Genomic DNA, 17,267 nt, shown 5'->3' on the forward strand with positions numbered 1-17,267 from the left:
CGGTACTCCTCGAAAGGGTCACGTCGAATGGATTGTGAAACTCTTAAAACATTTCGAGAGGTGATTTTCAAACGAGGCGAAAGTAATTTTCGTGGAGGGATAAGGCTTGTCGCACAGAGGTACGGGCTGTCGTTGTTTTTGAAATTGGGAGAGGCGGATTTTCATCCTGCAGTGCGCGGGTTCAGCGGGGCAGTCGAGGTCAGATAACGGCGCAGCAGCAATAAACGAGGGCCAGCAACCCGGCGATTGCAAATGCGCCTAATGCCTTGCCCATGGCATGGTGCGCCGGCGGCACAGGCTCGAGCGGTGGTTGCCAGAAGGGGTCCGATAACGCCGAGCGTTGATCGTAGTGGTGGCGAATGACCTTGTAGGTGTATCGCAAGCCAATCAGCAGAATCAGCACAACCAGGCTGAGTATCGCCCTGCACACCATGGCCGGTTTAGCGTCGGACTGCATTTCCTCCAGGCACGCCGCGCTGTTGACTTCCAGCACGCTGATTTGCCCGGTCTGCATATTGGGCTGCCGGGCACCCACGTGGATCGCCGACTGTTCCAGGTCAACAGCCTGATACTTCCACAGGGTGGTCGAGCCTTCCCGGCAATAGGTGAACGCGACGGGGTCTGGCGCCGCGACAATGCAGGCGTCGTTGATGTTGAGCTTCTTCAGGGTCTGATCGGCTGACCGGGTGAAATCCAGGTCGAAGACAGGAATGATCCCGGTGGCAGAAGCACCCACCGAAAACAGCACGCTGCCGGCGAAACAGATTGCCGAAGCCTTCAAGTTATTTTTTCCTTGTTTTTCATCAGCGTAGTGAAAAGCGCACGGAGCGTGGCTCCACTTGATTCGATGAGTCTAGAAGGCTGGGGGCGATATGAAGTCTGGCTGCAAAAAAAACGTAGAAAATGGCCGAAATGCCACTCATTTTCAGTCAGGCGTCATTGCGACGCCCGGATTCAATAATTCATGCCATCTTCAATCGCGATCCCTTGCGCACGCATGGCCTTGATCAACTCTGCCCGGGTGCCCGGCAGGTTCAGCATCGCCTTGTGCCGCAGTTCCGCGACTTCTTCAGCGCTGTAAGGCTGGTAATTCGCCGGCGTACTTTTGCCCGCCAGACCGTCTTCGCGCATCAACCAGTTGAGCAGGTCAGCCAGTTGCGCGTTGTTCAGTGCCGATTGCGACATGCCCGGCACCCGCACCAGAAACTCACGCCCGCCCGGGACCTTGAGGAAGTTGCCGACGAACCCGGTGAGCCGAGGGGTGTCATTGGCGGCAGAGCCCATGCCGTTGCCCAAATGGCAGCCGGCGCATTGCAACTGATAGTTCACGCCCACGCTGTAACCGGCCTGGGCGATGGGTTTTTGCAATTCTTCGTTGCCCGGCGCATGCCGCTGCGCCGGGTTTGGAATGGCCCGGGCATAGGCGAGCGGGGCAGCCATGACGCACACCAGACCGAGAAATAGCAACCTACGCATGACAAGCACCTCTTCGGTAAACACACGTTTATGTAGCAGCTGGCGAAGCCTGCGTCCGGCTGCGCAGCAGTCGTAAAATCAGCGCACGCGGTTCTTCAGGAAGACCTTGTTCACCGGGTTTACGACTGCTTCGCAGCCGGACGCAGGCTTCGCCAGCTGCTACAGGGATCGCGTTAGGGCACACAAAAAAACCGCCGATTGCGTGAGCAACCGGCGGCAATGCGCGTTAAACGGCGACGCCACGGATGATCGAAACGGTGCAGTGATAGATGTGCGATTTGGCGGCCAGGCACCAGTTCACATCGTTGTTGTTGAACGGGCGGTAGGCCGGTTCTTCACTGTCGTTACGGGTGCAGGCGCACTGGGCGCAGCTTTGCTTACCGCAGCAGTCGTTATAGGAAATGATGTAGTCCTTGCCATCGGCCGGGTTGCGGCACGTGCCGATCCAGGTCACTTGCGAGGCTTCGGTGCCCGGTGGGCAGGACGTTACCGATCCGCCGCAGCAGCTGCACAGAAAGCCGTCGATGGAGCAGTAGCGCCAGTAGTCGCAGCTGTTCGGATCACCCGGGTCACCGGCTTTCGGGTTGTCGGCCGCCAGCGCCTTGCTGGTGCGGTCCAGCGGCAACAGCAGCGGCAGTGCAGCGCCCGCGACCATCAGGGAACCCATGCGCGACAGCAGTTTGCGGCGCGAGGTGGTGTCGGCCACTCGACGGGTCGAGCGCTCGAACAACAAGTCCAGCAGTTTCATAAAAGTCTCCCTGCCTTAATCAGTGGCTATGGCCGTGGCTGTGGTCATGGTTGTGGCCATGGGGTTGCGGCTGGCTGTTGAGGTATTCCTGCAACGTGGATTTTTTCAGGTGCTCGACTTCGAACAGGCTGTCCAGGTGCTCGCGGGAATTGACCAGGCCTTTGGCGCGCAGGGTGCCGGTTTTGTCGATCAGGGCGGCGTAAGGCAGCTTGCCGATCTGATAGGTCATGCCGACTTCCGGGCCGACGACATAAGTGGCGTCTTCGAGTTTGTGTTCGCGGATCAGCTTTTGTTGGGCGTCCATGTCGCCGTCGCTGATGAACACAACGTCGAGGCGATCAGCCTGTTCCTTGGCGATGGATTTGATCGCCGGCAACAGCGATTTGCAGATCGGGCAGGTTGGCGAGAGGAAGAACAGCAGCTGGTTCTTTTCGCCGGCATAGCCGAAGTTCACCGGACGACCGTTACGGTCGGAGGCGGTGACTTGCGGCGCGGCTTCGTTGACCGCCACGCCTTTGTCCATCATCAGCGCGCCGGCCGGGGCCAGGCGGCCGTGCAAGACACCAATCTGACGCACCAGGCCCATGACGGCGAACGCCACGGCCGCGAGCAAAATCCAGAGCAAAACGTTGGAAACAATTAAGCCTTCCATTGATCACCTACCAATCAGTTTGAGCAGAAGAGGGGAGTTCGCCAGCAAGCCATCGGCTGCGGCGTACAGAAGCAGCGCCACAGCGCTGGCGGCAACGGTGACGAAGCCATCGAAAAAACCCAGGTCGCGAGCCAGCGGCGACACACTGGCCAGCAGCGCCACGCCCACCAGCACGCTGTTGCGCAGCAACAGGATCGGGCGCAACGGTTGCGCCTGGTCCGGGCCGGCGCAGCCGCAGTCGATGTCGCGGCGACCGCGCCACAGGTTGATGCCGATGGCGGCGGCGTACAGCGCAATCAAACCGGCCGCCGTCAACGCTGCCCAATACCGGCTGACCGGCACCAGCAGCGCAAATGCGATTATCAGCTCTACCGCTGGAATCACACGGGCGACCGGGCGCACAAGCGCCTGGGGCAACAGTTGGTAGTCCGCCAACTGTTTGGCAAAACGTGCCGGCGCGCGCACCTTGTGCGTCGCGGCACTGGCCAGCAACACCGCAATGGTGAGGGCGCTGGCAATGATGAAGATCGGATCGAAGTGCATGGCCGAACCTCGGTTAGTAGCTCATGACCTGAGTCGCGGTTTTCGCGACTTTCGGCATGCTGCCGGTGAGCTTGTTGGTCTTCAGGTCGAAAATCTGCAAGCCGCCTTCGACGTCGGCACCCAGCAACAGCGGCTTGTCGTCGCCCGTCGCTTGCATGCTCCACACCGGTACCGGCGCTTCCAGGGTCGCGACTTTCTTGTGGGTCTTGAGGTCATACGCCCAGATCAGCGTGCTTGGGTCTTCCCACTTCATCGGTTCGTGCGCGTCGTGCATCAACACGTACAAGCGGTCGAGCTTCGGCGCCACGGCCATCAGCTGCCAGCCACCCGGTGCCCAACCGGCTTTCTTTTCCTCGTCGGTGGTCAGCGACCACGACGGCAGGATCTTCGGCGCGTCGGCGGAGAAATCCACCGGGCGAACCGTGCCGGTCGTGGTGGTGAAGTAGTAGGTGTCGCCGACGTTCACCGCGCGCTCGTTGAGCTTCTCGGCGTTCGGGTCGAAGAACGGCGTGCGGGTGCGCGCGGTTTCCAGGCCCTGATCGTTCAGCGTGATCACCTGCAAGCTGCCATCGCCGCACAGCGAGGCGAAGCGGCGGTTGCCGACGGGGTAATTGAGCACGCAACCCGGAATCGCCAGTTCGGCGGTGACGGCTTTGGTTTGCGTGTCGACCACGGTCACCGAGGTCGACGGGGTGAAGTTGTAGACGTAGACGAAGCGGTCATCGCCGCTGGTACCGATACCGAAACGCTGGGTCAACGACTCGGCGCGCTTGGTCGGGATCAACAATTCCCAGGCCGGCGCCAGGGTCGAGGTGTCCCACGCGGTCAGCACATCGGTGCGGGTGCCGCGGGTGCCGCGCGAATAGAAAATGTCGGCGCTGTAGAGGGTTTTCTTGTCGCGGCTGAGTGTCGATGGCGCGGCAAAACCGGTCGGCACCATGCCGAGCACGCGTTTTTTGTCGGGGTCGACCACGGTGACGCGGCCCGCCACGAAGCTTTCGAATTCGACGTCGACGATAAACGCACGATGGACTTCCGGCGGAAACGCCAGGACGGTCTGGCCGATGGTGTCGGCCGGCAGGTCCGCACGGGCGCTGTTCAAGCCGAGTACAAGCAGGCTCAGACCTAGCGCTGACTGTACGTTGATCCTGTTGGTTCGCATTAGGGGAACTCCCTGAATTGTTATTCACGCAGATCGCGGGTGCTTGGGCAGATTTTTACAATTCGATTCTGCCTCGCCGGGAAAAGCCGAGAATTGCTGTGGCTGCCAAGTGGTTGTGTGTCTGTGCCAGTCTCACTGACACCCCACAAACCCATGGTTTTCGGCTTTTTGTGGCGAGGGGGCTTGCCCCCGTTGGGTTGCGAAGCGACCCCAAAGATTTCGGCCGGAACGCAGATTTTTACGACTGCTTCGCAGCCGAACGGGGGCAAGCCCCCTCGCCACAGGGGTCGCGTCGTGTTCAACAGATCGATGGGTGCCTTTACAGGCGTCAGGCGGGAGTAGCGAGGGGAAGGGAGAAGGTGAACACAGCCCCACAAGGCTCCAGGTTTTGCGCCCAGATGTCCCCGCGATGGCGGCCGATGATGTTTTTGCACAGCGCCAGGCCAATGCCGTTGCCGCTGACTTTTGAAGAGAAAAACCCGTCGAACAGCTTGTCCTGCTCCAGCGCCTGAATCCCGCGTCCGCGATCCTCAACCCGCACCAGCGCAACCTGATCGTCACGGCTCGCCTGAATCCGCAACACGCGGCGCTCCGGCGGCAAATCGCTCATCTCTTCAATGGCATTAAAGGCCAGGTTCAGGATCACCTGACCAATCAACACCTTCTCGCAACTGATCAGCAACGGTTCAGGACCCGTCACGATCTCGACCTTGATCCGGCTCGGGTCGGCACGCAGGCTGATGAAATATTGGGTCTCGCGCAGCAGCTCATTGAGGTCGATCAGCTCTTCGGATTGCTCCAGCTTGACCACGTATTCGCGCACGCTCTTGATGATCACCGACGCGTGCTCGATTTGCCGCACCGCGTTCTGCAAACCCCACGCCACGCCTTGATCGGTGCCTTGATCCTTGCCCAGACGAATCACCGCGCCTTCAATGAAATTACGCGTGGCCGCCAGCGGCTGACTCAGCTCATGGGCAATCGCCACGGCCATCTCGCCCATGGCGTTGTAGCGCGCCAGGTACTCCAGTTTCTGCTCGCTGACCCGCCGGGCTTCCTCGGCGCGCACCTGTTCGGTGACATCGCGGAACAGCAGCAAATGCCCGACCAGATCGTCCTCGATCTCGATATAGCGGCACGTCGCATGGTGCCAGCGCCATTCACCGTCACGCCGCTGCAAGTGGTAGTGAACGCTGAACGGCGCATGTTCCGGCTGCTCGCAGGACAACTGTTGCAGCAGGCGCTGGCGTGAAGTCTCGTCGCACCAGTCGAGGAAGTTTTCGCCGATCAGCGGCTGATCCTCGCTGTTGAGCAGTTGCGCGGCGGACTCACTGATAAAGCGGATATCGCCCTGCGGCCCGAGCACCGCAACGCCCTCGGCCAAATCTTGCATAAACGCCTTGAGGCGGCTTTCGAAGCGCTTGAGGTCGCGCTTGACCTTGTCTTCCTTGGAGATGTCGCGGAACTGCACCATCAACACATCACGACCGTCCAGGTGCACCAGCGTCGCCACCGCTTCCGAGAGAATTTCCACGCCTTGCTTGGAGCGATAACACCACTCGATGGCGCGCTGACCGGTGCGCGCCGCGCCTTCCAGCCAACGCAAGCCGACCGAGCGCCGGTACTGCGGCGCATCGCTGGTCATGTCCGGGGCCTTGAGCGGCGTCAATTCTTCCAGGGTAAACCCCAGCGCCGTCAGGGCGGCGGCGTTGGCCCACAGGATCTCCTTGCTGTGCGCATCGTGAAGAATGATGCACAGCGGCATGGCTTCGATCAGGGCGTAGAAGTCGTTCGGTTTTGGCAGATACATCGCGCAGCCCTTGGCGGCAGAGGGGTCGACTACAGATGAAGTCGAAGTATGGCGTTTTATACCGGCTTGCGCCCGGCGATGCGCTCAGAGGTAACCGGGGGCGGGCTAGGGGTTTTCTTTAGCCTTGGGGTTACACGCCCCAATAGTGGCGAGCGGATGCGGTTTTTACACTGAACCCATCAACGGTCGCCCCGCCCCAAGGCAGGCTCCGTCTAATAACAAGTCAACGGAGATCAAGCCCATGCTGCGTTCAGCTACCGCGCAGAAAGACCCTCTGCCAGGCGTCGACGACACCAGCGTCCACCGCCAGGAATTTCAGCGCGTGCTGGATGAAGTGCGCCAACGCCGCGATGAATTCGACGCCGGCTCCCACGTGCCACGGGACATGATCGAGCGTTTCAAACAGGTCGGTATCTACCGCGCCGCCACGCCGAAATGCTTCGGCGGCGATGCGCTGGCGCCTGCGCTGTTCCTGCAGATGATCGAACGCATCTCCGAAGCCGACGGTTCCGCTGGCTGGGTCGCGAGCTTCGGCAGCGCCGGGGTGTATCTCGCCGCGTTGCCACCGGAAACGCTGGCTGAAATCTACGCCGACAGCCCGGATCTGGTGTTCGCTGGCGGCCTGTTCCCGTTGCAGCCTGCTGAAGCGGTCGATGGTGGTTGGCAGGTCAACGGCACCTGGAAATTCGCCAGCGGCTGCAAAGGCGCGGACCTGCTCGGTGTCGGCATCGGCGCTGCCGGTGGCAAGCCGCGCACTGCGGTGTTCCGTGCCGATCAGGTCGAGATCGTTGAAAACTGGGACGTGGTCGGCCTCAAAGGCACCGGTAGCCACGACCTGCGCGTCACCGACAAACACGTCGATGAGCGCTGGACGTTTATCCGGGGCGGGGCTGCGACCATTGATGAGCCGCTGTTCCGCTACCCGTCGATTGCCTACGCCGCGCAAGTGCTGGCCGTGGTCAACCTCGGCCTGGCCCGCGCTGCTCTTGATGAAGTGAGCCGTATGGCGGCCGGCAGCGGCATCACCGGCGCACCGAAAATGGCCGACCGCGCTTACGTGCGCATCGAAATCGCCAAGGCCGAAGCGCAACTGGCTGCCGCCCGTGGCTTCTTCTACAACGCCACCGAGCAGGTGTGGAACTCGATCCTGGCCGGCCACCCGGTCACGCCTGAGCAAACCAGCCTGTTGCGCCTGTCCGCGATTCACGTGTCCCAGGCCGGTGCGGCCGTGGTGCAGAGCGCTTACAGCCTCGCCGGCACCACTGCGATTTACCTGCGCCATCCGTTGCAGCGCTACCTGCGCGATTCGATGGTGGTCACCCAGCACGCATTTCTCAGCGAAGGCCTGTACGACGGCGCCGGTTCGGTGTTCCTCGGCGTACCGCCATTCCCTGGCTACATCTGAACCCACTATTCCAAGGATCAAATTCCATGACCCAGACCACTCAAGAACCACTGCGCGTCGTCTTCTGCATCGGCATCACCCAAAACTTTTTCGACCTGCCCACCGGCGAAGGCCTGAGTGTGTGGAAAGGCTTCAGCCAGATGATGGGCTCGCTCGGCGCCATGCCGGGCATCACCGTGCTGGGCGCGATGGACGATGACCGCTTGATGGTCGGCCCGTCCACGACCTCGCCGTGGACCGTCTACATCATGGCCGACGTCGACTGCCACCAATCGGTGATCGATGCCTGCAACCTGTTCCGCACCACGCCAGTCAACGAATACAGCCTGTGGCGCTACGCCAAGGTCGAAGCGCGCATCGGTCGTCCGCTGACCATCCCTGACGCAGCCAAGGTTTAAGCCATGAACGAGGCCTTGCTGCAGCGACTTGCAACGCTGGAAGGGGAGAGCCAGGTGCGCCGCTTGATGGCGCGCTACATGGACCTGTGCGACGTGCCGAGGGCGCCGACCCATGTTCGCGACCTGGCCGCGCTGTTCTGCGTCGATGCGATCTGGGAAGGCGTCGGCAGCCAGACCGCGCAGACCTTCGGCCAGCACCTGGGGCGTGAGGCGATCGCGGCATTTGTCGGCGGTTACCTGCCGCCTTCGGAGCACTTTCGCCTGAACCTGCATTACCTCACCAGCGAGTCGATTGTGGTCGACGGCAACAAGGCCCAAGGGCAGTGGATCATGCAGCAGATTTCCACCTACGACGATGGCCGCAGCGAGTTGTTCGGCACGCGCCTGAACATCGATTTCCGCTGTGTCGACGGCGTCTGGCTGATCGCGCATTTCCGTACGCAACGCTTGTTCAACACGGGGTTGGGCGCATGAGCACGTTTATCAGCGAATTTTTACTCGGTGGCAGCGGCAAACGGGTCGCGATCAAAGACTCCATCGACATTGCCGGGCACGCGACCCGTTCCGGCAGCCGCGCGTTTGCCGAGGCGGCACCGGCCACCCGTAACGCCGACGTCGTCGACGCAATCCTCGACGCCGGCTGGCAAATCGTTGGCAAAACCAACATGCACGAGCTGGCGTTTGGCGTCACCGGCATCAACGACTGGACTGGCACGCCGATCAACCCGCAAGCACCGGATCGGGTGCCGGGTGGTTCCTCCAGCGGTTCGGCCGCTGCTGTCGCGGCCGGTCTGGCGGACATCGCCATTGGCACCGACACCGGCGGCTCGGTGCGTGTGCCGGCGGCGTGCTGCGGCATTGCCGGGTTGAAGCCGACTTACGGCCGAGTCAGCCGAATCGGCGCGCATCCAGCCGAATCCAGCCTCGATTGCGTCGGGCCGTTCGCTGCCGACATGGCGGACCTGATCGCCGCGATGCAAGTGATCTGCCCCGGTTTTCAGGTTCAGGGCTTGCCGTCGGGCAACGCCTGCGTCGGTTTCCTCGAAGTCGACTGCGATCCGCACCTGCAAGCGAGCCTCGGTGCCGCCGCCGACCGTGCTGGCTGGCGCCGCAGCAACCTGCACCTGAGCGAATTCGAAGCAGCGTTCGCCGCCGGTTTGACCGTGATCAATTTTGAAAACTGGGCCGCGTTCGGCCACCTCACCGGCAAAGGGTTGATTGGTGCGGACGTCGAGCAACGCCTGTTGGCTGCCAGCCGCACCAGCGCCGCCGACCTGGCGCAAGCGGAGAAAGTCCGTGCGCGTTTCAGCCAGCAAGTGGACGCCGCACTGGAGCAGTTCGCCGTGCTGTTGTTGCCGACGATGCCGAGCCTGCCGCCCACGCTGGTCGAAGCGCGCAGCGCGAGCAAAGCCGTGGCCGGCATGACCCCGCTGGTTCGGCCGTTCAACCTCAGCGGCCATCCGGCGCTGACGGTGCCGGTGGAACTGGATTGCGGCGGGCTGAAAGTCGGCCTGCAGATTGTCGGCCGTAAAGGTCAGGACGAAGTGGTCTGCGCCTTTGGCGCGCAACTTCAACACAGCATGCACCCCTGAAAACAAATCATAAAAGCCATGAGGAGAACCGCATGAGCACTCATGAATACCGGCTGATCGCATCATCGAAAAGCCCCGACGAACTGGTCAGTCACGACCGCGTCGACGTCTCGCTGTACAACGATCCGGCGCTGTTCGAAGCCGAGCTGGAAAAGATTTTCTACCGCACCTGGGTGTGGGTGGCGCACGAAAGCGAAGTGCGCAACAGCGGCGACTTCAAGACCGCGACCATCGGCCGTCGCCCGGTGATCGTGGTTCGCGACAAGAAGAACACCATCAACGTCCTGGAAAACCGCTGCCGCCACCGTGGCGCCACCGTGTGCGAAAAACACAAAGGCAACGCCACCGGTTTCACTTGCCCGTACCACAGCTGGTCGTATGGCCTGGACGGCAAACTGCGTGCGCTGCCGTACCCGGACGGCTACGAAGGCATTCTGGAAAAGTCCGAGCTGCCGCTGACCAGCCTGCGCGTCGAAAGCTACGCCGGCATGGTCTTCGCCAGCTACAACGACGAGATCGAACCGCTGGAAGACTTCCTCGGCGGCGCCAAACACTGGATGGACCTGTTCATGAAGCAGGGCGCCGGCTACCCGATCAAGACCCAGGGCGAACACAAGTTCAGCTTCAAGGGCAACTGGAAAATCCAGCTGGAAAACACCACCGACGGTTATCACTTCCCGATCGTGCACAAGTCGTTCATGTCGTCGGTGGATGAAGAAACCTCGGAAATGCTCTCGTTCATGACCGACGAACAAGCGGTCACGCACTCGCTGGGCAATGGCCACAGCGTGATGGTGATGGTGCCGGAGCACGTCGATCTGGATCACGACGACGGCACCGAACAGTTGCAGGAGCGCTTCGTCCACGTCACTGAAGAACTGTCGAAAACAATGCCCGCGGATCAGGTGCGCCGCATCGTGCGTTCGCTGCACGGCGCCGGGTTCAACCTGAACCTGTTCCCGAACGTGGCGATGTCGATGTCGTTCTTCCGCGTGCTGCGCCCGGTGTCGGTGACTGAAACCGAGATCCGCCACGTCGCCCTCGGCATGGACGGCGGCCCGGAAATCGCCAACCGCGAACGCATGCGCATTCACGAACACTTCCAGGGCCCGTTCGGTTTCGGCAGCCCCGACGATGCCGAAGCCTGGGACCGCGTGCAGCGCGGTTCGTACGCCGGCGTCGACGCGCCCATCCTGGTCAACCGCGGCTTGAACCGCGAAATCACCGCCGAGAACGGCGACAAGGTCAGCCACGCCACCGACGAGGGCGGCATGCGCGGTGCCTACGACATGTGGAAAAGGATGATGAGCCAATGAGCAATCACGACACCCTGAACGGTTTTTCCGGCCCGTTGGCCCAGGCCATCGAATTCATCTGGCGCGAAGCCGAGCTGCTCGACCACAAGAACTACGCCGAATGGGCGACCTTGTGGAGCGACAGCGGCAAGTACATCGTGCCGATCGACCCGGACACCGAAGACTTTGAAGCCACACTCAACTACGCCTACGACGATGCGCGCATGCGTGACTTGCGCATCGAACGCCTGACCGCCGGCTACTCGCCGTCGGCGGTGGACGCGGCGAAAACCATCCGCACGATTTCGCGTTTTCGTTTGGTGGAAGCGGTCGGCGACCTCGTTGAAGTCAACTCCGCGCAGTTGCTGTACGCCTACAAACGCGGGGTACACACGCCGTTCGTGGCCGACCTCAATCACCGCATTCGCTTCGTCGATGGCGTGGCGAAACTGGAACGCAAGGTCGTGCGCCTGATCAACTCCACCGACAGCCTCAGCGCGCTCGGTTTCCTGCTGTGAGGGCCAACACCATGAACCGAGTAGCCCTGGTGACCGGCGCTTCGCGCGGTCTCGGCGAATGCATCGCCCGTCGTCTGCACGCGGCAGGCTATCGCGTCGCACTCGCTGATGTGCGCCTCGATGGCGTGCAACGGCTGGCAGCGGAGCTTGACGGCAGCGGTGCAACGGCCGTGGCCATCGAGCTGGATGTGCGCAACAAGGCCGATTTTGTCCGCGCCCGTGACCTGCTCGCCGAGCGTTGGGGCGGTACTGACATTCTGGTGAACAACGCCGGTCAATCGAAAGTCGCGGCGCTGATGGAGATCACGCCCGAGGAGTTCGACCAGTCGATGGCGATCAACCTGCGCGGCACGTTTGTCGCCTGTCAGGTGTTCGGCGCGCACTTTGCCGAGCGCGGTTTTGGTCGCATCGTCAACATCGCCTCGCTCGCCGGGCAGAACGGCGGCACCGCCACGGGCGCGCATTACGCGGCGGCCAAGGGCGGGGTTGCGACGCTGACCAAGGTCTTCGCCCGTGAACTGGCGCCGCAGGGCGTGACGGTCAACAGCATTTCGCCGGGGCCGCTGGACCTGCCGATCGTGCGCGAAACCGTGGCGCCGGAAAGGTTGGAGCAGATTCTGAAGATGATCCCGGCGGGCACCCTCGGCGCCCCCGAGTACATCGCCGACAGCGTCCTGCTATTGATTGCCGACCACGCCGCCTCGGTGACCGGCGCGTGCTGGGACATCAATGGCGGGTTGTTCATGCGCTGACACGCAATCAACTGTGGCGAGGGAGCTTGTCTGTGTTCATGGGGCTTGCCATTGCTGAAGGGGATTACCTGTGGCGAGGGGGCTTGCCCCCGTTGGGTCGCGAAGCGGCCCCAAGATCTCGGCGAAAGCACAGATTTTACGACTGCTACGCAGCCGAACGGGGGCAAGCCCCCTCGCCACAAAAGCTTTGCCGGACCCAAGAATTAATCGAATCAACCGTATTTCAGGTGATGCAATGATGAAGGTGAGGATCGAAAGGATCGTCGACGAAGCGCTGGATATCCGTTCCTTTCGCCTCGTGCGCAGTGACGGTCAGCCGCTCGACAGTTATGAACCGGGGGCGCATGTCGACCTGACCGGGCCGACCGGGGTGACCCGCCAGTATTCGCTGTGCAGTCCGCCGCAGGACCGCCGCGCCTATCTGGTGGCGGTGAAAAAAGAAGCGCAGTCGCGCGGTGGTTCCGCCGCCCTGCACGAGGTGGAGGAGGGCATGGAGCTGGAAATGGGTGCGCCACGCAACCTGTTCCGCCTCGACCCGACCGCCACCGAGCACGTACTGTTTGCCGCCGGCATCGGTGTCACGCCGCTGCTGAGCATGGCTTATCGACTGGCAGACAGTGGTCAGCCCTATCGCCTGCACTATTTCGCCCGTTCGCCGGAGTACGCCGCGTTTTCTGCGCTGTTGGCCAGCACATTCGCCGATCATGTGCAGTTTCATTACGGCGTCGAACCCGCCGACATGGACGCGGCATTGACCCAAAGCCTGGCTCAGGCCGGCAGCGCCGCCCACGTCTACACCTGCGGCCCGGCGCCGTTCATGAACAAAGTGGTGGAAGTCGCCGCCCGCAGCCGCAGCGAAGACGCGATTCACCTGGAGCATTTCCAGGCCGATCCCGCCGCCAATGCCGGCCCGAGTGGCGGTTTTGAAGTGGAACTGGCCAGCTCCGGCGTGGTGCTGCAAATCCCGGCCAATACCAGCCTGGTCGACGTGCTTCAGGCCCACGGCTGCGACATCGACACCGAGTGCCGCGAAGGCATCTGCGGTACCTGCATCGTCGAGGTGCTGGACGGGGTTCCGGAACACCGCGACAACTGTTTGTCGAGTAAGGAGAAGGCGGGCAACAAGCAAATTTGCGCCTGCGTTTCGCGAGCGCTTTCCGCTCGTCTGGTATTGGACCTGTAAGGGGCGAAACCCCTGGAAACATTGCGTGGGAGTCGATTAAATCGGCGCCCCACGACCGTCCAGGGAGGTGACGGTCAGTACCCGGAATTAATCGAACCGCTCGACGAAGCGATCGAAAAATAACAATAAAACTGACGTGAGGCCCTGCGGTCATGAGTACTACTTCGGCGGTGCGCAACGATGCATTCGAAAGTTGGTTAAGCCAGGTCAATCAGGCCTGTGGGCGCTTCGACGCCCGCGCACTGGACGCGAATTTCTACGGTGAACTGGCGGAGTACCGCAGTGGCGCGATCAACCTCAGTGTGGTCGACATGGCCCACGTGCATTTGTATCGCACCAGCAAAGACGTGAGTACCAGCAGCGACGGCCACTACTACGCGGTGTTCCAGCTGCGTGGCAGTTCGCAACTCGAACAGGGCGACAACCGCGCGTTATTGGGCTGTGGCGACATCGCGCTGATCGACGCTTGCCGTCCCAGCGACATGACCTATAACGAGGACTCCCGGCAGTTGTCGCTGATCCTGCCGCGCCAGGTGGTGCAGCGTGGTTCGCACTTCAACGCGGTCAACTGCGCCACGCGCATTGCGGCCAACACGCCACTGGCAGCGTTGGCCAACCGCATGGTCCTGGAAACCCGCCAGCAACAAAGCCTCGACATGCAGGAAAGCGAAGCGGTGCTCGATGCGCTGGTCAGCCTGCTGTTGCCGGGTATCAGCGCTCGCGACGTCGGCGCCGACGCTCATGAGCGGCAGTTTCGCAAAACCATCGCCTACATCGACGAGCACATCAGCAGCGAAGAGTTGTGCCCGGAGCTGATTGCCCGTGAGGTGGGGATTTCGGTGCGTGGGTTGTACCGGATGTTTTCCAAGCGCGGGCTGGTGGTGGCGCAATACATCAAGCACCGGCGCCTGGATTTCTGCGCGGAAAACCTGCGCCGCTCTGACGTTGAGCAGAAGCTATCGGCGTTGTGCTATGCGTGGGGGTTTTCGGATTCCAGCTACTTTTCCTCGGCGTTCAAATCCCGCTTCGGTGTGTCGCCGGGCGAGTACCGCAAGCGCTATAGCCACTGACCGCGTTATCGTTCTTCGCGAGCAGGCTCGCTCCCACATTTTGACCGCGTCCGTCCGGACAATTCGGTCAACTGTGGGAGCGAGCCTGCTCGCGAAGGCGGCCTGATGATCGCCGAAGATTAAGGTTCAGTGCCGCGCCGGCTCATCCACCGGCAAATGCAGCACCTCGCGCACCAGCATGGCAATGCTGCTCACGCCCATCTTTTCCTTGATCTTGGTCCGGTGCACATCAACGGTCTTCACGCTGATGTTCAGCTCCCGGGCAATCACCTTGCTGGCCTTGCCATCGATCACCAGCATCAACACTTCCCGTTCCCGGCTGGTCAGCAGCGCGAGCTTGCCTTGCAGGTTCTGGCGCTGCTGCTGATCGGCCTGGGCATGCACGGCGGTCTTCAGCGCGGCCTGAATGCGGTCGATCATCTGTTGCGGGTTGTACGGCTTCTCGACGAAATCCAGCGCACCGTTTTTCATCGCCGTGACCGACATCGGAATGTCGCCATGCGCCGACACGAAAATCGTCGGCAACGTGCTGCCACGCTGGTTGAGGATCTCCTGCAACTGAAAGCCGCTGGTCTCCGGCATGCGCACGTCCAGCACCAGGCACGCCGGCTGTTTGGGGTCGTACTGGCTCAAAAACTCTTCAGCGCCGGCAAAGCATTGCGCCTGCACACTGACTGACTCCAGCAACCAGGCGAGCGAGGTTCGCAGGTCTTTGTCGTCATCGACGATGTAAACAATCGGTTTGCGGGTTTCCATCAGGGACTGCCACGAGAAATTCTATTTATTGTTATCGCACGCGTGCACGCTGCGGCGGACTTGCGCCTATGTTGGCGCCTCAAAGCAGGATACCCACTGCGAAGGGCGCTGACGATAAAGAAACCACCTAGTCGACTAGCGGAAAGCCCACCTCGCCATGGGGATCGTCAGAATGGTTGCGGGCCGCCTGGGGCCTTAGTCTTGTTCCATCACCAAGGACCGCGCAACGACGGTCCTCCTGAAGGAAGGGGCATCGACATGGCCGACCTGAGCCAGCAGCAAATCGACTTTCGCAACGCCATGGCGCAGCTGCCTGCTGCGGTGAACATCATCACCACCAACGGCCCCGGCGGACAATGCGGCATCACCGCCAGCGCGGTGTGCTCGGTCACCGATTCGCCGCCGACCGTGCTGGTCTGCGTCAACCGCAACAGCGCCACCCACGACGTGTTCCGCACCAACGGCCACTTGTGCGTCAACGTGCTGTGCGGCGAACAGGAAGAACTGGCCCGCCACTTCGCCGGCATGACCCAGGTGACGATGGCCGAACGTTTTGCCTGGGACCTGTGGGACGAAGGCGACACGGGCGTGCCGTTGCTGCGCGATGCGCTGGTGCAGCTGGAAGGGCGAATCACCGAGTGCAAGGAAGTCGGGTCGCATTCGGTGATGTTTGTTGAGCTGTCGAATGTCGGTGTGCGAGCACAGAGGGACAGCCTGGTGTATTTCAACCGGTTGTTTCATCGGCTGGAGCATGCGGGGGCGGTTTGCTGATACACCGCGTTATCGTTCTTCGCGAGCAAGCCCGCTCCCACACTTGACCGAGTTGTCCGGACGGACGCGGACCAATGTGGGAGCGAGCCTGCTCGCGAAAGCGGTCTGCCAGTCACCGCACCTGTTGCAGATATTCCCTGGCCAACAAGCACGCCCGCTCAATCAACATCGGCGCCATCTCAATCGCCGTCGGCGTGCCTTTGCGGGTGTGAATCCAGCCCAGGTACGTGGTGCCGCGCAGCATCAGAAACAACGCCAACGTCGCACGGTCTGCCTCGGTCAGCGGCTTGACCGCGTCATACCCGGCCAGCAACGCCGCTCTGATCTGCTCATAGCGCGGATCATCCAGGCAGAAATACAACGCCGTCGCCAGCTCGAACATGTGCCAGCCAAACCCCGCATCATCAAAGTCGATCAACCTCAACTGCGGGCCTTCAATCAGCAGATTCTCCGGCACCAGGTCCGCGTGAATCATGCCGAAGTTGTCCAGGTGCCGCCCGTAACGACGCAGGTCGTTGCGCGCTTGGCGACGAGCGTGTTGCAACAGTGAACGCTGGTCATCGCTGAGCTGCTCCAACTCCCAGAACCGCCCCCAAAACGGATTGGCACCGATCAATCCGTCCTCATCCCAGGCATGCCGCACAAACTCGTCCGGCTGCTGCCAACTCGCCGCATGCGAGTGAATGCGCGCGGCAATTGCGCCCGCTTCAGCAAACAGAAAATCAATCTCCGTATCCGCCTGCACCCCGGCTTCAGAGGTGCCCGCCGTCGCACCCGGCAGCCAGGCGAGCATGTCGATGTGGCGCGGTTCGCCGATGTCGGCATGCAGCACTTCGACCAGATGTTGCTCATTACGCGCGCGGATAATCTGCGGCACGGTGATGCCAGCGGTGGCCAGCGCTTCCATCCATTGCAGCTCGGAACGCAGCGCCGCTTCGCAGTGATAGCCGTTGCGGTGGATGCGCAGGGCGACGCGCTGGCCGTCCTCGCGCCGGGCCGAGAACACCGCGTTTTCGCGGAATTTCACCAGTTCGATCTCGCCAAACTTGCCGTCCCACTGTTGCAGGGCATGGCGGGCGAGGTCGTGCAGTTTGGCGACTTGCTGGTCGTGGCTCAGGGTGTGGAATTCAGTCATG

The 17,267-nt window shown here is 61.8% G+C and carries 19 protein-coding genes; 10 read left to right on the plus strand and 9 right to left on the minus strand.

What is annotated here, in order from left to right:
• Positions 1-199: 199 nt before the first annotated feature.
• The 7 genes from ACWKV5_RS19435 to ACWKV5_RS19465 form a co-directional block, all read right to left on the minus strand.
• Complete coding sequence (locus ACWKV5_RS19435) at positions 200-781, minus strand: hypothetical protein (RefSeq protein ID WP_483842609.1); 582 nt, start codon at positions 779-781, stop codon at positions 200-202.
• Between the two features lie 173 nt (positions 782-954).
• Positions 955-1,476 (minus strand): cytochrome C, encoded by a 522-nt coding sequence (locus ACWKV5_RS19440; RefSeq protein ID WP_483842610.1) that lies wholly within the window; start codon positions 1,474-1,476, stop codon positions 955-957.
• A 226-nt stretch (positions 1,477-1,702) separates the two neighbouring features.
• Entirely contained in the window at positions 1,703-2,224 is a 522-nt protein-coding gene (locus tag ACWKV5_RS19445) for a methylamine dehydrogenase light chain (RefSeq protein WP_218436500.1), read from the minus strand.
• Between the two features lie 19 nt (positions 2,225-2,243).
• On the minus strand, positions 2,244-2,876 hold the full coding sequence (gene mauD / locus ACWKV5_RS19450) for a methylamine dehydrogenase accessory protein MauD (protein WP_483842611.1): 633 nt from the start codon (positions 2,874-2,876) through the stop codon (positions 2,244-2,246).
• A 3-nt stretch (positions 2,877-2,879) separates the two neighbouring features.
• Positions 2,880-3,419: a MauE/DoxX family redox-associated membrane protein gene (locus ACWKV5_RS19455; RefSeq protein WP_483842612.1), complete on the minus strand. Its 540-nt coding sequence runs from the start codon at positions 3,417-3,419 to the stop codon at positions 2,880-2,882.
• 13 nt (positions 3,420-3,432) lie between these two features.
• Positions 3,433-4,581, minus strand: a complete 1,149-nt coding sequence (locus ACWKV5_RS19460; protein WP_483842613.1) for an amine dehydrogenase large subunit — start codon at positions 4,579-4,581, stop codon at positions 3,433-3,435.
• Positions 4,582-4,909: 328 nt separating this feature from the next.
• Positions 4,910-6,391, minus strand: a complete 1,482-nt coding sequence (locus ACWKV5_RS19465) for an ATP-binding protein (RefSeq protein WP_483842614.1) — start codon at positions 6,389-6,391, stop codon at positions 4,910-4,912.
• 241 nt (positions 6,392-6,632) lie between these two features.
• Between ACWKV5_RS19465 and ACWKV5_RS19470 the strand changes: the two genes are divergently transcribed.
• The 9 genes from ACWKV5_RS19470 to feaR all read left to right on the plus strand — a co-directional run bounded on the left by ACWKV5_RS19470 (position 6,633) and on the right by feaR (position 14,604).
• Positions 6,633-7,796, plus strand: a complete 1,164-nt coding sequence (locus ACWKV5_RS19470) for an acyl-CoA dehydrogenase family protein (protein WP_483842615.1) — start codon at positions 6,633-6,635, stop codon at positions 7,794-7,796.
• Between the two features lie 26 nt (positions 7,797-7,822).
• A complete protein-coding gene (locus tag ACWKV5_RS19475) occupies positions 7,823-8,194 on the plus strand; it encodes a hypothetical protein (protein ID WP_007945348.1) in 372 nt (123 codons plus the stop codon).
• A gap of 3 nt (positions 8,195-8,197) precedes the next feature.
• The gene (locus ACWKV5_RS19480) at positions 8,198-8,668 is read left to right on the plus strand and encodes a nuclear transport factor 2 family protein (RefSeq protein WP_483842616.1); all 471 of its coding nucleotides are present in this window, start codon (positions 8,198-8,200) and stop codon (positions 8,666-8,668) included.
• Positions 8,665-9,786 carry an amidase gene (locus ACWKV5_RS19485; RefSeq protein ID WP_483842617.1) on the plus strand — a complete coding sequence of 374 codons (1,122 nt, stop codon included), beginning with the start codon at positions 8,665-8,667 and terminating at the stop codon, positions 9,784-9,786. Before ACWKV5_RS19480 ends, ACWKV5_RS19485 begins: the two co-directional genes overlap by 4 nt.
• Positions 9,787-9,818: 32 nt before the next feature.
• Positions 9,819-11,102 carry an aromatic ring-hydroxylating oxygenase subunit alpha gene (locus ACWKV5_RS19490; RefSeq protein WP_483842618.1) on the plus strand — a complete coding sequence of 428 codons (1,284 nt, stop codon included), beginning with the start codon at positions 9,819-9,821 and terminating at the stop codon, positions 11,100-11,102.
• Positions 11,099-11,599 carry an aromatic-ring-hydroxylating dioxygenase subunit beta gene (locus tag ACWKV5_RS19495; RefSeq protein ID WP_483842619.1) on the plus strand — a complete coding sequence of 167 codons (501 nt, stop codon included), beginning with the start codon at positions 11,099-11,101 and terminating at the stop codon, positions 11,597-11,599. Before ACWKV5_RS19490 ends, ACWKV5_RS19495 begins: the two co-directional genes overlap by 4 nt.
• An 11-nt stretch (positions 11,600-11,610) precedes the next feature.
• Positions 11,611-12,351 (plus strand): SDR family NAD(P)-dependent oxidoreductase, encoded by a 741-nt coding sequence (locus ACWKV5_RS19500; protein ID WP_483842620.1) that lies wholly within the window; start codon positions 11,611-11,613, stop codon positions 12,349-12,351.
• A gap of 235 nt (positions 12,352-12,586) precedes the next feature.
• Positions 12,587-13,534 (plus strand): PDR/VanB family oxidoreductase, encoded by a 948-nt coding sequence (locus ACWKV5_RS19505; RefSeq protein ID WP_483842621.1) that lies wholly within the window; start codon positions 12,587-12,589, stop codon positions 13,532-13,534.
• A gap of 152 nt (positions 13,535-13,686) precedes the next feature.
• A complete protein-coding gene (gene feaR, locus ACWKV5_RS19510) occupies positions 13,687-14,604 on the plus strand; it encodes a transcriptional regulator FeaR (protein ID WP_483842622.1) in 918 nt (305 codons plus the stop codon).
• 126 nt (positions 14,605-14,730) lie between these two features.
• Here the strand turns inward: feaR and ACWKV5_RS19515 are convergent, their stop codons facing one another.
• Complete coding sequence (locus ACWKV5_RS19515) at positions 14,731-15,360, minus strand: response regulator transcription factor (RefSeq protein WP_007945336.1); 630 nt, start codon at positions 15,358-15,360, stop codon at positions 14,731-14,733.
• 258 nt (positions 15,361-15,618) lie between these two features.
• Between ACWKV5_RS19515 and hpaC the strand changes: the two genes are divergently transcribed.
• On the plus strand, positions 15,619-16,131 hold the full coding sequence (gene hpaC / locus ACWKV5_RS19520; protein WP_483842623.1) for a 4-hydroxyphenylacetate 3-monooxygenase, reductase component: 513 nt from the start codon (positions 15,619-15,621) through the stop codon (positions 16,129-16,131).
• Between the two features lie 112 nt (positions 16,132-16,243).
• Here hpaC and ACWKV5_RS19525 read toward each other — a convergent pair whose 3' ends face one another.
• Positions 16,244-17,266 carry a phosphotransferase enzyme family protein gene (locus ACWKV5_RS19525; RefSeq protein WP_483842624.1) on the minus strand — a complete coding sequence of 341 codons (1,023 nt, stop codon included), beginning with the start codon at positions 17,264-17,266 and terminating at the stop codon, positions 16,244-16,246.
• Between the last annotated feature and the right edge of the window lies 1 nt (position 17,267).

This window comes from Pseudomonas oplopanacis, assembly GCF_057128725.1.